Below are 14,170 nucleotides of genomic sequence, written 5' to 3'. Positions count from 1 at the left end.
CTGCATCCCGAGTACTCGTGGTCCCATGAGAACGCTGAGAGTGGTTCCGCGCGTCGATGCCCGTGCCGACTTCCTCGATGTGGTGCGGCAACAGCCTCGTGCCTTCACCTTCGAGGAACTTGCAGCCATGGGTTCGCCCAGGGCCGTGCGCACTGCTCTCGTGCGCGGCCGCATCGTCCGCCTGCTGCACGACTGCTACGTCGCCGCCGAGCATCAGAGTTCCTTCCAGGCGCGCGCCGATGCTGCGCTGGCATGGCCCGGCATCACGACGGCGCTCGGCGGGACGTCTGCTCTCTATCTCTGGGGTGCCTGGCCGGAGCCGCCGGACCGTATCGATCTGTGCATCGGCGCGCACGACCACGTGCGCGCACCACGTTGGGTGCGAGTGCGGCACGTGTCATATCCGCTCGCCACTGAGAGGCGGCACCGCATGGTCACTGTGGCGCCGCCCATCGCGGCAGTTCAGGCGTTCGGCGACCTGCCGACGTCTCGCCGCGGGGAGGCGCTCTTCCATCCCCTCCGCACGGGAGTCGTGAGCCCCGAAGACCTCCGCGACGCCGTCGACATCGTGCCGCGGGTCCGCGGCCGCCAAGACTTCTTGCGCCTGCTCGACTCCGTGAGTGCGGGCGCGGAGTCCTGGCTCGAAGCGGAAGGGCTGCGACGAGTCTTCAACACCAAGGAGTTCGCTCACCTCGTTCCGCAGCACGTCGTGGAGGTCGACGGCGCGCGCTATCGAGCAGATCTCTACGACGCGGACACCCGTACCGTGATTGAACTCGATGGAAGCCAGTTCCACGACGCCGCCCCAAGGCGTGCGCGAGACCTGCGACGCGATGCGGCATTGGCGTCGATCGGCATACTTACGATTCGGCTCGGCTACCGGGACGTCGTAGAGCGCCCTGAGTGGTGCCGACGGACGGTGCGGTCCGCCATTGCTGCGCGAGCCAAACGTCCGTGAGTGCCGGATAGCGGCCCGCGACCTCGCAGAAGCGACAATAAGTGCCGGACAGGGGTTAGTCGGCGAAGACCACGTTCTCCGTGCGCATCACGGTCGTGTCTGCGCTCGAGCCGATCGATCCGTCCTCGGGACCTTCGCCGTCCACGCCCGGGTCGAGCGCCACGACGGCGTCCACGATCTGGAGCGCGCGCACGCGTCCGGCCGCCATCAGGTCCGCCTTGGCCGCGAACACCGCCTGCACCTGCGACTCCGGCACCAGCAGGTCCACCGATACCAGCTCGGTGCGCTGCGAGACCTTGGCCTCCGACTTGATCTTGCGCAGCGTCGCGAGGGCCTCGCCTGCGGCACCCACGAGCGTCATGTCGGGAGCGTCACCCGCAGCGATCCGCAGCGGCGCGGACTCGGGCCACGGCGCGCGGTGCACGGACCCCGGACGGAACCACGACCACACCTCTTCGGTCGCGAACGGCAGCACGGGGGCGAACAGGCGCAGGAACGTCTCCAGTGCGAGGGTCAGCGCGGCGCGGGCCGATGCGGCCCCGGGCGAGCATTCGGCGAACGGGTCGATCTGCTCGCCGGGAGCGGCGCCGTCGTAGGCGCGGGTCTTCACGAGCTCCAGGTAGTCGTCGCAGAAGGTCCAGAACAGGGTCTCGGCGACCTCGAGCGCGCGGGTGTGGTCGTACGCCTCGAATGCGGCGCCGGCCTTGTCCACCACGTCGGCCAATCCTGCGAGCAGCGCACGGTCGAGCGGCTCCGTGACAGGGGAGCCGGTGGAGTCCAACGCTGCGGGGTTCGGGTCTCCCGCCGCGCCGGTGGCGAGAGGATCAGCTCCGAGCACGCCGCCGGTCACGTGATCCGTCGCGCGCAGCCCCTCCGCGAGCGACTCGTCGGCGGCCGTGGCGATGCCCGTGGCGCCGAGCACGAACTTCGAGGCGTTGAGCACCTTCATGGCGAGGCGCCGGCCCACCTTCATCTGACCCTCGTCGAAGGCCGCGTCCGTGCCCAGGCGTGCCGAGGCCGCCCAGTACCGCACCGCGTCCGAGCCGTGGGTCTCGAGCAGGCCCATCGGGGTCACCACGTTGCCCTTGGACTTGGACATCTTCTTGCGGTCGGGGTCGAGGATCCAGCCGGAGATCGCGGCATGCTTCCACGGCAGCACGCCGTGCTCAAGGTGCGAGCGCACCAGGGTGGAGAACAGCCACGTGCGGATGATGTCCTGGCCCTGGGGGCGCAGGTCCATGGGGAAGACCTTGGCGAAGAGCTCGGGATCGTCCCGCCACCCGCCCACGATCTGGGGGGTCAGAGACGAGGTGGCCCAGGTGTCCATGATGTCCAACTCGCCGACGAAACCGCCGGGCTGGTCGCGCTGGCCCTCGGAGAACCCCGGCGCAGCGTCCACAGACGGGTCCACCGGAAGCGTGTCCTCGGAAGGCACGATCCGCTGATCCCACACCGGCTCGCCGTCCTCGTCGAGCGGGTACCACACGGGGATCGGCACGCCGAAGAACCGCTGGCGCGAGATCAGCCAGTCGCCGGTGAGGCCGTTGACCCAGTTCTCGTACCGCTTGCCCATGTGGGCGGGCACGAAGTCGAGCTCGGCCCCGCGCTCCAACAAGGAGCCGCGCAGCGCGGCGTCACGCCCGCCGTTCGCGATGTACCACTGGCGCGACGTGACGATCTCGAGCGGCTTGTCGCCCTTCTCGTAGAACTTCACGGGGTGCGAGATCGGGCGGGGGTCGCCGTCCATCAGGTCGGCCTCTTGCAGCATCTCCACCACGCGGGCCTGCGCCGAGAACACCGTCTTGCCGGCCAGCTCCGCGTAGGCGGCAGCCGCGTCGGGAGCGTCCAAGCCAGCGGGCGCATCGGCCGCGAACCGGCCGTCGCGACCCAGTACCGAACGCATGGGCAGGTCGAGCTCGCGCCACCAGATGACGTCGGTGACGTCGCCGAACGTGCAGATCATCGCGATGCCGGAGCCCTTGTCGGGCGAGGCGAGGCGGTGCGCGACCACGGGCACCTCGACGCCAAAGAGCGGCGTGCGCACGTGCTTGCCGAACAGCGGCTTGTACCGCTCGTCGTCGGGGTGCGCCACGAGCGCGACGCAGGCGGGCAGCAACTCGGGACGGGTGGTCTCAATCCAGATCGAGTCGTAGGAGCCGGTGGCCTCCTCGAGATCTGCGGCGGGCTCGAAGGCGATCCGGTGGTAGGCGCCGGGCCGCTCGCGGTCCTCGAGCTCGGCCTGGGCGACGGCGGTGCGGAAGGTCACGTCCCACAGGGTGGGCGCCTCGGCCTGGTACGCCTCGCCGCGCGCCAGCGAGCGCACGAAGGCCTGCTGCGCGACGGCCTGCGCGTTCGGCGCGATGGTCTGATAGGTGCGCGACCAGTCGACGGACAGGCCGAGGTGGCGCCACAGTGCCTCGAACTGCTTCTCGTCCTCCTCGGTGAGACGTTCGCACAGCTCCACGAAGTTGCGGCGCGAGATGGGCTGCTGGTCCGCGGCCTTGATCGACTTGCCCTCGCCGCCCTCGTGGGGCGGCTCGAAGCCGGGCTCGTAGGGCAGGTGAGGGTCGCAACGGACGCCGAAGTAGTTCTGCACGCGCCGCTCGGTGGGCAGCCCGTTGTCGTCCCAGCCCATGGGGTAGAACACCTCACGCCCGCGCATGCGCTGGTAGCGCGCGACGGCATCGGTGTGGGTGTAGGAGAACACGTGACCGACGTGGAGAGAGCCGGAGACCGTCGGGGGAGGGGTGTCGATCGAGTAGATCTGCTCGCGGTCCTTGGACTCGTCGAACCGGTACGTGCCCTGGTCCTCCCAGGCCTCGTTCCAGCGGTCCTCGAGTCCGTCGACGGTGGCCTTGTCCGGGATACGCGCTGTCATGGGTGCCATTCTTTCAGAACGCGGCCGATGCGCGGGCACAGCGGCCTTCGTGTGCGAGCGACACTGGGCGTCCGCCGGGATTCGCGGACGCCCCTGAACCCGACGCTCAGCGCCCACAGGGGCGCCAAGGTCGGGAAGCGGCTAGAGCTCGACCGCGGTCACGACCTCCGTGGGGGTCGTCGAGCCGCCTTCCGGTTCCACGCTGACTGCGATCGCAGCCGCGCCTTCAAGCTCCGTGAGCCACGCCTGTTCCAGCTCGCCGTCGCCGAGCACCGGGCCGGGCACAGGGTCCGTTCCGTCCGCGGGCACGACCCACACCTGGTAGGTCTCGCCCTCGGGCAGGTCGGGGGTGTCGCCGATGAGCGCCACCCCGCCTTCGGCCGAGGACACGTACAGCGTCGCTGCGCCGAGCCCGAGCGAGTACTCGACCGAGTCCTCCGCGGTACGCACGCGCTCGGCCTCGTCAGCGAGGGTGCTCTCGTCGTTGCCGGTCAGGATGAACCCGACTCCGACCGCCACGACCGCCACCAGTCCGGCGGCAGCGGCCAGCAGGCGTGCCGGCAGGCGGCGACGCCCGGCCGATGCGCGGGCTTGGTCGAGCGACACCGGTGCGTCGGGTGCGGCAGGGGCAACGGCTGAACGGTCGTCGGTGTCTGGCGCGGCGGGCGCCGCGACCTGTGGCGTGCGGGCAATCTCATCGAAGACCGCTCCGTGCAGGCTTTCGGGGGCCACCACCGAAGCGTCGTCGCTGGGCTCCGCGAGAGCATCCAAGGTGCCTTCGAAGCTCGCGACCTCGGCCTGGCATTGTTCGCAAGTGGCGAGGTGCTCCTCGAAGCGTCGCGCATCGGCGTCGTCCAGTGCGTGGAGGGCGTAGGCGCCGCTCATCTCGTGCAGATCCATGACTAACCCTCCTCCAATGCGTCGCGTAGTCGTTTCATGCCGTCTCGTATTCGTGTCTTCGTGGTGCCCAGCGGTACGCCGAGCCGTGCGGCCACCTCGGTCTGGGTGTGGCCGCCGTAGTACGCAAGCTCGATGGCCTCGCGCTGGATGTCCGTCAGGTGCGAGAGCGCACCCCGTACCCGTTCCGACTGCCACCGCCGGAAGTCGACCTCCACCACGGTGTCCTGCTCCGCCGGCATGGACTCCCGTTCCGCGACCGCGGCCTCGGACTCCATCTGCTGGCGCTGGCGCTGCTCCCGTCGTACCCGGTCGACGGCCCGCCGGTGTGCGATGGTCAGCACCCATGTCTTGGCGCCGCCCCGTGCGGGATCGAACTCCGGCGCCTTGCGCCAGGCCTCCACCAACGTCTCCTGGGCGATGTCCTCCGCCATGCCGGGATCCCTCACCACCCTGAGCGCCAGGCGGTATACCGGCGTCGCCATGGCCGTGTACACGCCCTCGAAGGCCTGGGCAGAGCCCCGCCCGGCGGAGATCAGCAGATCATCGAGCCGCTGTGCGGACGCGGCGTCGGGCTCGTGTCGTGACACACGTGGTGCGTCGTCGTCGACGGCGCGCAAGTGGCGTCGCTCCACGGGCGACCTCCGTTCATGGCGGGCGGCTGCGTTCATTCTGGGCCCCCCTATCGAAGCACTGATCCGTCGTGACCGAGTCGCCGCCGCGCCGCACCCCGGCTCAGGGAGGGGTGCGGCACCGCGACTGTGACTGTGGTTCGCCCGCCAACGCGCGGCGGATTGGTAGGTGGTCCTGGCGCGGCGTCGGTGCGCGTTGGTAGGTTCGCGCACGTGAGTGTCGCGAAGGTGAGCGCCGAGTTCCTCAAGGCGATGGAAGAGTTCGATGCGACGGTCGGGACCGAGCTGAAGCCCCGGCTGCGGGAGATGATCCGGCTGCGGTGCTCGCACATCAACGGCTGCACGTTCAGCGTCCGGCTGCACTCGGAGCAGCTCGCGGCGATGGGCGAACGCCCGGAGTTGATCGCCGCCCTCGCGCGGCCGGTGGCGCAGATGCGGCCCGAGCTGGTGAGCGACGGTGACTCGGCCGCGCTGCGCTTTGCGGAGATCCTCACCGACTACCCGCGGGGGCTCGAGCCGGCCGCCCGGGACGAGGCGGGGCAGTACTTCAACCGCCGCCAGCTGGGCGCGATCGTCGAGACCGCTGCGCTCGTGAACGCGTGGAACCGAGTGACGCGAGGCATGGAGTAGTCCTCCCTTCTCGCCGCGCACGCACGGGGTGTCAGGAGTAGCGTGCCGATCATGGTGAGATTCCTGATTCGCGTGGCCATCTTCGTCGTCTCCGCCGCGCTCGGGCTGTGGGTAGCGTCGTTGCTGCTCGAGGACTTCGAGATCACGCTCTCGGGGTTCGTGATCGCGGTCGCGATCTTCGCGATCGCGCAGTCGTTGCTGCAACCGTTCATCCTCAAGATGTCGATGCGCTACGCGAACGCCTTTACGGGTGGAGTCGGCCTGGTGTCGACTTTCGTGGCGCTGCTGATCGCCACGCTGGTGGGGGACTCCTTGGAGATCAGTGGGGTGAGCACCTGGGTGATGGGCACCCTCGTGGTGTGGCTGGTCACCGCGATCGCCACGCTGCTGCTGCCGCTGTGGTGGTTGAAGGACCGCAAGAACGCGAAGGCCACGTCCTAGCTTCCGCCACCGTCGCGCCCAAGCGGGACTTCGGTCCCGCGAGTTCCGTGGCGCCCGGGGCTACACCTGAACTATGGCGCGGATCTGCGCCGTGGTCAGCGAAGAAGGTGATCGATCATGGCTCGCGTGGTCGTGCTGGGAGCGGGCGTATCCGGTCACACGGCCGCCCTGTACCTGAAGAAGCGCCTGGGCAGAGCGCACCAGGTCGTGGTGGTCTCCCCGAACTCCAAGTACAACTGGATTCCCTCCAACATCTGGGTGGGGGTAGGCAGGATGACCCCCGATCAGGTGGTGTTCCCGCTGGCGCCGATCTACGCGAAGAAGGGCATCAAGTTCGTTCAGGCCAAGGCGTTCGCGCTGTGGCCCGAGGGGGATGCCGACGACGAACGGCCCGCCGTCGAGGTCGAGTTCACCTCCCCGGAAAGAGCGGGGGAGACCGTCAAGATCCGCTACGACTACCTCATCAACGCCACCGGTCCCAAGCTCAACTTCGCGGCCACCCCCGGGCTCGGCCCGGACGAGGGCCACACCGTGTCGGTCTGCACGCCCGGCCACGCGGCCGATGCTCACGTCAAGCTGCAGGACGTCATCGCGGCGTGCAAGCGAGGCGAGCACAAGCGCGTGGTCATCGGCGTGGGCCATGGCACCTGCACGTGCGAGGGCGCGGCCTTCGAGTACACGTTCAACGTCGAGCATGAGCTGCGCGAGGCCGGAGTCCGCGACCGGGTCGACCTCGTGTACCTCACCAACGAGAACGAGCTCGGCGACTTCGGCGTGGGCGGCATGCAGTTCGAGCAACAGGGCTTCCGCACGTCGAGCCAGTTGTGGACGGAATCCCTCTACCGCGAGCGCGGTGTCAAGGCAGTGACGGGCGCGGCCGTCACGAGCGTCGAGCCTGGAGTGATCCACTACGACCAACTCGACGGGTCCCACAACGATATGTCCTACGACTTCGCGATGCTGCTCCCGCCGTTCAAGGGTGCGGACTGGAAGGCGTACAGCCGCACGGGCGACGACATCACCGACACCGTGTTCGCGCCGTCCGGCTTCATGAAGGTCGATGCCGACTACGCGAAGCGGCCGTTAGAGGAGTGGAGCGCGAAGGACTGGCCCCGCACGTACCAGAACCCTGCCTACCCGAACTGCTTCGCCGTGGGCATCGCGTTCGCGCCGCCGCACCAGATCTCCCAGCCGCGTGCCACGCCCGACGGCCTGGCGGTGGCGCCGAGCCCGCCCCGGACCGGCATGCCGTCAGGGACCATCGGCAAGGTGGTCGCGTTCTCGGTGGCGGACATGATCCTCAAGGGAGCCAAGGACCCCACTCACTCTGCCTCGATGGCCGAGATGGCGGCCGCGTGCGTGGCGTCCGCCGGCACAGGTATGCGTTCCGGCACGGCCGCCGCGATGACGATGAGCCCGATCGTGCCTGATTGGGACAAGTACCCCGAGACGGGGCGCAACCTCAAGGAGACGTTCGGCGAGGTAGGCCTGGCCGATCACTGGGTCAAGCGGCTGCTGCACACGCTGTTCATCTACAAGGCCAAGGTCAAGCCCGGCTGGACCTGGATCCCGGAGTAGGAGGCTCGCCATGGACTCCACGAACGAGCGCGTCGCGCACGCGCCGCCGCCCACCGCGAAGGAGCTCAGACGCCGGCGCAACCTTGCGCTTCAGCTCTTGCGCTTCCTGAGCATCAACTGGACCATGTGGAGGCTCGCGCGCAAGTCCCACTGAGACCTGCGACCCCGGCTGTGGCCGCAACGGCCCCCGGCCTAGGCTCGGCCGTCCGCCTCCGCGACCATGAGGTCAGCGGTCTCGTGGACGCCCACGATCACGCGGTCGGCGCCCATCTCCGTCAGGTACTCGACGTCGACGCTCCGGTGGCCGCGGCCGATGATCCGCGCCTCGGGGCGCATCGCCCGCACCTTGGACACGATCGCCCCCGCATTGAGAGGGTCGGGGATCGCGACGAGCACCACGGTCGCCTTGTCGATGCCCGCAGCTGCGAGCACCTTGGAACGCACGGCGTTGCCGAGAATCGCGGCGTGCCCGTCCTTGCGCAGTGCCTCGACCCTGCGCTCGTCGTCGTCCACGACCACTGTGGGAAGGCCGCGCGCCCACAGACCCTTCGCGACGCGCGCCCCCACGCGCCCAAAGCCGACCACGACCACGTGGTCCTCGCCCGCGTATTCACGGGGAGCATCGGCCGCCGGGACCGTGTCCTCCATCTCGCGGTAGGCGCGCGTGGCCCAGGCGAACAGCAGCGGGTTCGCGATGATCGACAGGATGGCTCCGCCTAGGACAAGGTCGCGGGCATCGTCGGACAGGATGTCGAGATTGGTCCCGAGGGTCACGAGAATGAACGAGAACTCGCCGATCTGCGCCAGCGCGGCGGCGACCACGAGCGCCATCTGCTTGGAGTAGCGCAGCGCCCGGACGATGGCGAATGCGACCACCGTCTTGCCCACCACGATCACCAGGAAGGTCGCGAGCAGCGCGAGCGGCTGCTCGATGATCACGTGCCAGTCGAAGAGCATCCCGACGGCCACGAAGAACAGCACGGCGAAGGCCTGGCGCAGCGGCAGGGAGTCCTCGGCCGCGCGCTGCGACAGGTCGGACTCGCGCAGGATCATGCCGGCGAAGAACGCGCCGAGCGCGAAGGACACCTCGAACAGGTAGGCGGCACCTACGGCGACGCCGATGCCGAGCGCGAGCACGCTGAGCGTGAAGAGCTCGCGCGAGCCCGAATCGGCCACGCGTGCGAGCAGCCACGGGATGGCGCGCCTGCCGACGACCACCATGATCGCGACGAACGCTCCCACCTTGACGATGGTCCATGCCAGCTCTCCGGCCAGCACACCGGGGCCGCCGGCTCCGGAGGCGAGCACCGGGATGATCACCAGCGCGAGGACCATCGCGAGGTCCTCGACGATCAGCCACCCCACGGCGATATGCCCACCCCGGGTGTCGAGCAGCTGCTCGTCCTCGAGGGCGCGGAGCATCACGACGGTCGATGCGACGGAGAGCGCGAGACCGAAGAGCATCGACGCGGCGAGGTCCCAACCGATCCACAGGCCCAGCCCGGTGCCGAGCGCCGTGGCGGTGGCCATTTGCGCGATGGCACCCGGGAGCGCCACCTTGCGCACCGCGAGCAACTCCTTGAAGGAGAAGTGCAGGCCCACGCCGAACATCAGCAGGATCACGCCGATCTCGGCCAGCTCCATCGCGAGTTCCGTGTCCGCCTCGTAGCCCGGAGTGAAGGGGCCGATCACGACCCCGGCCGCGAGGTATCCCACGATGGGTGACATCCGCAGCTTCTGCGCGATGAACCCCAGCGCGAATGCCACGACCAGGCCCGCCGCGATGGTGGTGAGGAGCGGGGCATGGTGCAGCATGGGGCGATTCTACGTGGCGGAGGTTTCGCGCTCGCGGCGCGCTGGTGTCAGTCCGACAGCTCGGAACGCTCGTTGTCCAGGCGTTCGGCCCTTCGCTCGAGGTGGGTCGCGAGCGACTGCGCGTCCGCCTCGCTCCAGCCCTCTGGTTGCGTGATGCCCGCCCAGGCATCGAGATTCGCGCGGTGCGTGTAGAGGTGCCCGTAGCCTTCCGGAACCGAGCCAGCTGCGGGCAGGTCGAGCAGCACCTGCCACATGGTGACGAGCGGGTACCAGGCCATCGCCCCGGTCACGTCTGGCGCGCGCTCGTCGGGCTCGAGCCACTCCGGGCTCTCGACGGCGAGGCGGGAGTCGAACCACGTGACGGGGTCGGAGCCGTGCTGCAGGTACACCACGCGGGTCGGCCCCCAGGTCTGGCCGCCCTTGTCGAGGCCGTACTGCTCTGCGGTGAACCGCACGGTCCGGCCGTCGTTGAACACCGGCTGCCACACGGGCGTGCCCTCGTCGCGGGCCGCCGTGATCTCGGAGTGCATCTCGTTGACGAACGGTGGCCCCACCATGAGCGCGCCGTCGATGGGCTCGTTGAGGATCTCGGCGCTGGACAGCACTGCTTCCACGCCGGTGGCCCCGAGCGACAGCCCGTAGAGGTACAGGCGGGGCCGGTCGTCCTCGGGCAGGGTGGACCAGTGGTCGTGCACGGTCCGGAACACCACCCGCGCGGTCTCGTGCACCACGTCCTGATCGGCCAGGAGCGAGATCCAGCTCGGCAGGTAGGAGTACTGGACCCCGGTGATCGCCGTGTCGCCGTTCCACAGGTACTCCAGCGTGTCCACTCCCGCGGGGTCGAGATACCCGGTGCCGGTGACCGTGGACACCACCAGGACCTCGCGCTCGAACGCCCCGGTGCGCTGCAGCTCGGCGAGAGCCAGCTCAGCCCGCTCGGCTATCGTGTCCGCGGCTCGCAGGCCCACATAGGTGCGGATGGGCTCGAGCGCACCGCCGCCCGAATACTCGTCGATCTCCGCCGCCGTGGGACCGCTCGCCACGAAGGACCGCCCTTGCCGGCCCAGCTCGTCGAAGTCGATGAACGATGCGGGGGAGCCCGAGCGTTCGGGTTCCAACGGCTGCGTGACGCCTGGGTTGTCCTGCAGGTCGCGCCCGGAGAAGATCCAGTTCGAAGTGGTGAAGAAGGCGTTGACGAACGCGCCGGATGCGACCCACCACAGCAACGAGGTCAAGAGCACCGCCGCGAGAGCGACTGCGAGCGGCCGCGGCAGCCAGCGGTCGAGCAGGTTGCCCGCCTTGCGGAACAGCAGCCGCAGCAGCCGGGCGACCACGATCACGATCGTGGCAACCGACAGGGCGACGACGACGATCTGCGGCCACACCAGGGGCGACAGCGGCTCCATGCCGAATGCGAGGCGTGTCTGGTTCTGCCAGCCCACGTACCGCCAGATGGCCAGCGACGCCTGGATCGCGATGAGCAGCAGCGAGATCGCGAGCAGGGCCGCACGCACGCGGCCGTGCGCTTGCGGCACCCGGAGGAACCGCAGGACGGCATAGGCCGCGGCACCGAGCCCGTAGCCGATCATGAAAGCGACGCCCGAGTTCAGCCCCTGCGCGTAGCCGGCGCGGGGCAGCAGCGACGGGGTAAGCGAGATGGCGAACAGATACAGGCCCACGACCAGCCCGACGGCGGAGAAGCTGAGCTCCAGCACGCCAGGCGCTCGCGGTCGAGGAGGGGGAGGCTCGCTAAGCCGCGAGAATGCGCGTTGCAGCATGTGCGTCGGCACGGCGCCTCCCCTCGGATCTCGCTCAGCGGTGACGGCTCGCTCAGAGGCTATCCGATGCGGCCAGGACGGCTCTGGGTCGTCAGGCGGGGGAGGGCTGGGTCGCGCCCAGCTCGTCGAAAACCGCCCCGTTGAGCCGGAAAGCGACCAGCGACTCGTCCACGAAGGCCTGCTCCTGATCGGGGGTGAAGTCGAGGGCGTCCAGGGCGGCGCGGTACTCCGCCTTGAAGCGAGGTGCGGCGGGGATCTTCTCGAAACGGTAGAACGACAACTGCTCCGGCGTCGCGCCGTAGTGCCGCGACATGAGGGTGCCGATCGCCTGGCCGCCGGATAGATCGCCCAGGTATCGCGTGTAGTGGTGGGCGAGGTAGCGGGGGACGTCGTCCACCGGGATGGACTTGAGGTGAGCGCAGTAGGCGTGGGTCGCGTCGACGGGCGCATGCGTCGCCCAGTCGCTGGCGCCCAGGTGGTCCAGGTCGCTAGCGATCGACGGGAACCGGTCCAGGCGGGAGTCGTTGATGAGCGCCGGATCACCGGGCTGTGGCGTCCGCGACTCGAGAGCCCGGTAGACGTGCGCGTACTGGATCAAGTAGCGCGTGTACGTCGCCAGGTCGAACTCCCCGTCCATGAGCCGGGTGATGAACCCTCGCGTCTCGGCGGCCCGGTGCTCGGCCGCCGTGGCCTCACGGATGCGCGCAGAGAGGGTGGTCGAGGGGGCCATGCGGCCGAGTGTAGCCCCGGCGCGAGGCCTCACGATCGGGTCCCCAGGTGCGGCCGGGATCAGATCCCGTCGCGCACCAGCGGCTGGGTCATGCAGTGCGCGCCCCCGCGTCCGCGCCCCAGCTCGGCGCCCACGATCTCGAGCACCTCGATCCCGGCCTCGCGCAGCAGGGTGTTGGTGTGAGTGTTGCGGTCGTACCCCACCACGACGCCGGGCTCGAGGGCCAGCACGTTGTTGCCCGAGTCCCACTGCTGACGCTCGGACGCGTAGCGGTCGCCGCCCGTCTCGATGGTGCGCAGCTTCTTGAGGCCGAGCGCGTGGGCAACCACCTCGGTGAAGGGCAGGTTCTCGCGCACGACGTCCAAGACGACCGGCGCATCGGCCGGAAAGAGGGAGAAGGTCTCGATGCCGTCGACGATGCCGGGGAAGACTGTGGCCACGTCGCGGTCCGCGAGCGTGAACACCGTGTCGAGGTGCATCGCGGCGCGCAGCTTGGGCATCTTGGCGATGACCACCCGCTGCGCGGCGCCGGCCGCGAACAACGACCTCGCGACCTGAGTGATGGCCTGTCGGCTCGAGCGCTCGGACATGCCGATCAGCACCACGCCGTTGCCGATGGGCATGACGTCGCCGCCCTCGAGCGTGGCGAGTCCGTGCGACCACTCGGGGTCGCCCCACCAGGTGGTGACCTCGCCGGCGAAGTCCGGATGGAACCTGTAGACGGCCTTCATGATCAGCGTCTCGGCGTGGCGTGCGGGCCAGTACAGCGGGTTGAGGGTGACGCCGCTGTAGATCCAGCTCGTGGTGTCGCGTGTGAAGAGGGTGTTGGGCAGCGGCGGCATGAGGTAGTCCCGCATGCCGGACTCCTCGCGTACCAGCTTCAGGCTGGGCGCCGCGAAGTCGATGGGCAGGTCCGAGGTGGACAGGCCGCCCAGCACGTAGCGCGCGAGCACGTGGGGATCGAGGAGGTCCAGGAAGGCGCGGACGTCGGGCACCAGGCCCAGGCCCACCTCGTCGGCGGTGATCTTGCGGTCCATGAGCCAGGTGCGCGCCTCGGGGATCTCGAGGGTCTGGGCGAGCAGGTCATGGAGTTCGAGCACCTCGATGTCCCGTTCGCGCATGAGCGACACGAACTCGGCGTGGTCGCGGCGGGCGTTGTCGACCCACATGACGTCGTCGTACAGCAGCGCATCGGCGTTGGACGGCGTGAGGCGGTTGTGCGCCAGGCCGGGGGAGCAGACCAGGACCTTGCGCAGCCGTCCCACCTCGGAGTGTGCGCCGTAGCGGTCTTGAGGCTTGACTGGAGCCTGTCTCATGTACCGAAAATAGCACCGGGCCGTGCGAGTGAGGGCGCATCACCGACTAGCGTTGGCGCATGGGATTCCTCTCGAAGTTCACCGGCGGTCGCAAGCGTGTGGACCCGTACGGCCTGTTCGAGGACGATGCGGCTCAGCTGCAGCGGTTCGTGGACGCGGGTGCCGACATCTCTGCCCCGCGGGACAGCGAGTTTTCGGTGACGTTCAAGAACGAGGAGAGCGCCCGCGCGGCGGCGAAGGAGCTCGGCGAGGGGCAGTACCGCGGCGAGCTCGTCGAGCCCAGTCACGGCGTGGACGAGTGGTCGATCCTCATCTACGGACGCGACGTGCCGCTGGTGCCCGACTTCCTACGCGAGACGGTCGACGTCGCCGAGGGCATCGCGTCCACGCACGGCGGGGAGTACGAGGGCTGGGCTGCGCTGTACACCGCCGAGGAGAAGGCGGGCTGGGGCATCGAGCCGCTCTTGTAGCGGGGTGACCCGCCAGGCGGCCGATGCGCGGGCTCGCCTGTCAGCGG

The 14,170-nt window shown here is 69.2% G+C and carries 13 protein-coding genes; 6 read left to right on the top strand and 7 right to left on the bottom strand.

Annotated features, from left to right (window positions below; genetic code table 11):
• The first annotated feature begins 25 nt into the window (after positions 1 to 25).
• Positions 26 to 958 (top strand): DUF559 domain-containing protein, encoded by a 933-nt coding sequence (locus ACNI3K_RS08130; protein WP_419391380.1) that lies wholly within the window; start codon positions 26 to 28, stop codon positions 956 to 958.
• Between the two features lie 55 nt (positions 959 to 1,013).
• Here ACNI3K_RS08130 and valS read toward each other — a convergent pair whose 3' ends face one another.
• From valS to ACNI3K_RS08115, 3 genes are all read right to left on the bottom strand, one after another.
• Positions 1,014 to 3,845 carry a valine--tRNA ligase gene (gene valS, locus ACNI3K_RS08125; RefSeq protein ID WP_419391379.1) on the bottom strand — a complete coding sequence of 944 codons (2,832 nt, stop codon included), beginning with the start codon at positions 3,843 to 3,845 and terminating at the stop codon, positions 1,014 to 1,016.
• A gap of 132 nt (positions 3,846 to 3,977) precedes the next feature.
• Positions 3,978 to 4,736, bottom strand: coding sequence for an anti-sigma factor (locus ACNI3K_RS08120; RefSeq protein WP_419391378.1), 759 nt, complete (start codon positions 4,734 to 4,736; stop codon positions 3,978 to 3,980).
• Between the two features lie 2 nt (positions 4,737 to 4,738).
• The gene (locus ACNI3K_RS08115; RefSeq protein ID WP_419391377.1) at positions 4,739 to 5,368 is read right to left on the bottom strand and encodes a sigma-70 family RNA polymerase sigma factor; all 630 of its coding nucleotides are present in this window, start codon (positions 5,366 to 5,368) and stop codon (positions 4,739 to 4,741) included.
• 210 nt (positions 5,369 to 5,578) lie between these two features.
• Between ACNI3K_RS08115 and ACNI3K_RS08110 the strand changes: the two genes are divergently transcribed.
• From ACNI3K_RS08110 to ACNI3K_RS08095, 4 genes are all read left to right on the top strand, one after another.
• On the top strand, positions 5,579 to 5,995 hold the full coding sequence (locus ACNI3K_RS08110; protein ID WP_419391376.1) for a carboxymuconolactone decarboxylase family protein: 417 nt from the start codon (positions 5,579 to 5,581) through the stop codon (positions 5,993 to 5,995).
• Positions 5,996 to 6,046: 51 nt separating this feature from the next.
• Positions 6,047 to 6,436, top strand: coding sequence for a hypothetical protein (locus ACNI3K_RS08105; RefSeq protein ID WP_419391375.1), 390 nt, complete (start codon positions 6,047 to 6,049; stop codon positions 6,434 to 6,436).
• A gap of 117 nt (positions 6,437 to 6,553) precedes the next feature.
• Positions 6,554 to 8,014, top strand: coding sequence for an NAD(P)/FAD-dependent oxidoreductase (locus ACNI3K_RS08100; protein WP_419391374.1), 1,461 nt, complete (start codon positions 6,554 to 6,556; stop codon positions 8,012 to 8,014).
• A 10-nt stretch (positions 8,015 to 8,024) separates the two neighbouring features.
• Complete coding sequence (locus tag ACNI3K_RS08095) at positions 8,025 to 8,168, top strand: hypothetical protein (RefSeq protein ID WP_419391373.1); 144 nt, start codon at positions 8,025 to 8,027, stop codon at positions 8,166 to 8,168.
• Between the two features lie 38 nt (positions 8,169 to 8,206).
• Here the strand turns inward: ACNI3K_RS08095 and ACNI3K_RS08090 are convergent, their stop codons facing one another.
• From ACNI3K_RS08090 to ACNI3K_RS08075, 4 genes are all read right to left on the bottom strand, one after another.
• On the bottom strand, positions 8,207 to 9,829 hold the full coding sequence (locus ACNI3K_RS08090) for a cation:proton antiporter domain-containing protein (RefSeq protein ID WP_419391372.1): 1,623 nt from the start codon (positions 9,827 to 9,829) through the stop codon (positions 8,207 to 8,209).
• Between the two features lie 47 nt (positions 9,830 to 9,876).
• Positions 9,877 to 11,544: an alpha/beta hydrolase gene (locus ACNI3K_RS08085; RefSeq protein WP_419391371.1), complete on the bottom strand. Its 1,668-nt coding sequence runs from the start codon at positions 11,542 to 11,544 to the stop codon at positions 9,877 to 9,879.
• Between the two features lie 154 nt (positions 11,545 to 11,698).
• Positions 11,699 to 12,337, bottom strand: coding sequence for a biliverdin-producing heme oxygenase (locus tag ACNI3K_RS08080; RefSeq protein ID WP_419391370.1), 639 nt, complete (start codon positions 12,335 to 12,337; stop codon positions 11,699 to 11,701).
• Between the two features lie 59 nt (positions 12,338 to 12,396).
• Entirely contained in the window at positions 12,397 to 13,653 is a 1,257-nt protein-coding gene (locus ACNI3K_RS08075) for an arginine deiminase (protein ID WP_419391369.1), read from the bottom strand.
• A 59-nt stretch (positions 13,654 to 13,712) separates the two neighbouring features.
• Between ACNI3K_RS08075 and ACNI3K_RS08070 the strand changes: the two genes are divergently transcribed.
• Positions 13,713 to 14,123: a ribonuclease E inhibitor RraB gene (locus tag ACNI3K_RS08070; RefSeq protein WP_419391368.1), complete on the top strand. Its 411-nt coding sequence runs from the start codon at positions 13,713 to 13,715 to the stop codon at positions 14,121 to 14,123.
• The last annotated feature ends 47 nt before the right edge of the window (positions 14,124 to 14,170 follow it).

Origin of the sequence: Demequina ureilytica, assembly GCF_048553575.1 — a bacterium.
Lineage (GTDB): Bacteria > Actinomycetota > Actinomycetes > Actinomycetales > Demequinaceae > Demequina.
This window is presented reverse-complemented; position numbering and strand designations above follow the sequence as displayed.

What these genes read in the sequence shown, in the direction of transcription:
- ACNI3K_RS08130 (WP_419391380.1), top strand. Translation starts at nt 26, where the DNA reads ATGAGAACGCTGAGAGTGGTTCCGCGCGTCGATGCCCGTGCCGACTTC.
- valS (WP_419391379.1), bottom strand. Translation starts at nt 3,845, where the DNA reads ATGGCACCCATGACAGCGCGTATCCCGGACAAGGCCACCGTCGACGGA.
- ACNI3K_RS08120 (WP_419391378.1), bottom strand. Translation starts at nt 4,736, where the DNA reads ATGGATCTGCACGAGATGAGCGGCGCCTACGCCCTCCACGCACTGGAC.
- ACNI3K_RS08105 (WP_419391375.1), top strand. Translation starts at nt 6,047, where the DNA reads ATGGTGAGATTCCTGATTCGCGTGGCCATCTTCGTCGTCTCCGCCGCG.
- ACNI3K_RS08100 (WP_419391374.1), top strand. Translation starts at nt 6,554, where the DNA reads ATGGCTCGCGTGGTCGTGCTGGGAGCGGGCGTATCCGGTCACACGGCC.
- ACNI3K_RS08095 (WP_419391373.1), top strand. Translation starts at nt 8,025, where the DNA reads ATGGACTCCACGAACGAGCGCGTCGCGCACGCGCCGCCGCCCACCGCG.
- ACNI3K_RS08090 (WP_419391372.1), bottom strand. Translation starts at nt 9,829, where the DNA reads ATGCTGCACCATGCCCCGCTCCTCACCACCATCGCGGCGGGCCTGGTC.
- ACNI3K_RS08080 (WP_419391370.1), bottom strand. Translation starts at nt 12,337, where the DNA reads ATGGCCCCCTCGACCACCCTCTCTGCGCGCATCCGTGAGGCCACGGCG.
- ACNI3K_RS08075 (WP_419391369.1), bottom strand. Translation starts at nt 13,653, where the DNA reads ATGAGACAGGCTCCAGTCAAGCCTCAAGACCGCTACGGCGCACACTCC.
- ACNI3K_RS08070 (WP_419391368.1), top strand. Translation starts at nt 13,713, where the DNA reads ATGGGATTCCTCTCGAAGTTCACCGGCGGTCGCAAGCGTGTGGACCCG.